We start from the raw sequence: 2,239 nt of genomic DNA, 5'->3' as shown, positions 1-2,239 counted from the left end.
CGCCCGGCGCGGGCGGGGCCGCCGGGGACGCGCCCGGTGCGGACCCGCCCGGCGCGGACGGCATCCCGGAGGACGGCATCCCGGAGGACGGCGGGGCCGACGGCGCGGAGGTCCCGCCGATCCGCTCGCCGCACACGTCGCAGTAGTCGTCGGAGCCGGAGGAGTGCCCGGCGGGGCAGACGGCCATGGTCACACCTCGGAACGCCGGGTGCGGACCGTCTCGTCCTTGCGCGTCCGGACGGTCTTGGTCGAGGTGGTGTCGAGGGACATCTCGTCCGCCTTGTCCACGTTCGACTTCAGCCGGACGGTCCCGGTGGCGGGATCGAGCACGTCCACGACCTTGCGCAGCGCCGCGGTGACCGCCTCGTTGCCCGCCTCGTCGGCGAGCCGCACGGCGCGGCCGAGGCGGGCGGTCGCGGTGTCCAGGTCGCCGTCCCGGCGGGCGGCCAGGCCCTCCTGGATCACGTCGGCGAGCTCGGACTGCCCGGTGTAGTGCGCCACCCGCGCGTTGATCCGGGTGGAGAGGGCCTCGTCGTCGGTCCACTGCGCCAGGACGTTTCCGGTGGCGATGACCTGCGCCTCCTGGCCCGGACCGCCGGGCACCACCAGCTTCACCCAGGCCGCGCGCAGCTCCTTGCCGACCTCGCCGGGCGGGACCTCCACGCAGATCTGGTAGTCGCGGCTCTCCGCGCCCCACGCGCCGAGCGGGTAGTCGCCCGCCTGCGGCCCGGCCTCGGTGCGCATGCCGGTGAGGTCCTGGACGGTCGGCATGACCTGCTTGACGAACTTCAGCCGCGCCGTCTGCGGCGTCCACACGCGCAGCGCGACGTCGGCGACGGCCTTGCCCATCGCCGCCTCGGTCATCGCGCGGAAGTCGGCGACCAGGTCGGCGGGGTCGGCGACGATGTCCACGGTGCCGAGCAGCGCGTTGGCGACCTTGCGCAGCTCGGCGACCTCCCAGTCGGTCCCGACGCCGCGGCAGTCGCAGACGAACCGTCCCGAGCAGCGGAACAGCACCGCGTCCAGCTCCTCCGGGCTCTCGTGCTGGTTCTTGCCGTCGGTCAGCAGGATCGCGTGCCGGACGCCGTCCTGGTACGGGTCGAACAGCTGGTCGGCGAGGCGCAGCCAGGAGCCGATCGCCGTGCCGCCCTGCGCGGTCAGCCGCTTGAGCGCGGCCTTGGCCGCCTGCCGGTTCCGGTCGTTGGCGGGCACCAGCACCGGCTGCTGCGGGAACACCATCCGCGCGTCGTTGGACCCGGACACCACGGCGAACATCACGCCGTCGCGCAGCGTGTCCACCGCGGTCTGCGCGGCGGCGATCGCCGACCGCAGCTTGGTGTCGGGGTAGGTCATCGAGCCCGAGGTGTCGATGATGACGACCTCGGCCGCCTGAGCGGGCGCAGCGGCGGTCGCCAGAGCGCCCCCTGCCGACTCGACCGACACGATGGCGTGCACCTCGCGTCCGCCCTCGGGGAGGAACTTGTTCTGGTCGATCCTGACGGTGAACTGCGGCTGGTCGCTCATCAACCCTGCTCCGTGTCCGGGGCGGCCGCCAGCGGGAGCACGGCCACCGTGATGTTGTCGCGTCCGCCCGCGTCCAGGGCGTGGCGCACCAGGATCCTGGCGGCGCCGACCGGGTCGGCGGCCGGGTCGGCCTGCGCGTTCCGCAGGACGGCCGCCAGGTCCTCGGCGCCGGGGAAGTAGTTCCAGAGGCCGTCGCTGCACACCAGCAGCGTCCCGGGGCGGTCCGGCCGGAAGCCGCGCACGTGCGGCCGGACCTCTCCGGCGTCCGCGCCCAGCCACGCCGTGATGACGTGCGCGTTCGGGTGCGCCTCGGCCTCCGCCTCGGTCAGCGCGCCGGACGCGACCATGAACGCCGCCCACGAGTCGTCGTCGGTCAGCCGCCGCGACGCCCCGAGGGGCAGCGGGCCCGCGTCGGAGTCGGCGGCGTCCGGTGCGGTGGCGTTCGGGTCGGCGGCGCCGGGGGAGGCGGCGGCGAGGTCGGCGGCGAGCTCCGCCGCGTTCAGCTCCCCGGTGTCGGCGAGGTCGCCCGTGCCCTGGGCGCCCCGGATGTCGGCGGCGCTCAGCCAGTAGGCGCGGCTGTCGCCGACCCAGCCGACGGTCACGCCGTCCGGGCCGGTCACCGCCGCGACGAACGTGCAGGACGGCGCCTGGTCGGGGGTGGCGGCGAGGCCGGCGACCGCCGCCGCGGCCTCCCGCACCGCCGTCCGGACGGCCT

General features: G+C 75.5%; 2 protein-coding genes. Both read right to left on the bottom strand.

What is annotated here, in order from left to right; all coding sequences use genetic code 11:
* Positions 1-189: 189 nt before the first annotated feature.
* Positions 190-1,524, bottom strand: coding sequence for a vWA domain-containing protein (locus DZF91_RS24780; protein WP_117359664.1), 1,335 nt, complete (start codon positions 1,522-1,524; stop codon positions 190-192).
* The coding region (locus DZF91_RS42245; protein WP_407920937.1) for a PP2C family protein-serine/threonine phosphatase at positions 1,524-2,239 on the bottom strand (716 nt) is incomplete at its 5' end. The genes DZF91_RS42245 and DZF91_RS24780, both read right to left, overlap by 1 nt.

Origin of the sequence: Actinomadura logoneensis (assembly GCF_003428695.1) — a bacterium.
Taxonomy (GTDB): domain Bacteria; phylum Actinomycetota; class Actinomycetes; order Streptosporangiales; family Streptosporangiaceae; genus Spirillospora; species Spirillospora logoneensis.
This window is presented reverse-complemented; position numbering and strand designations above follow the sequence as displayed.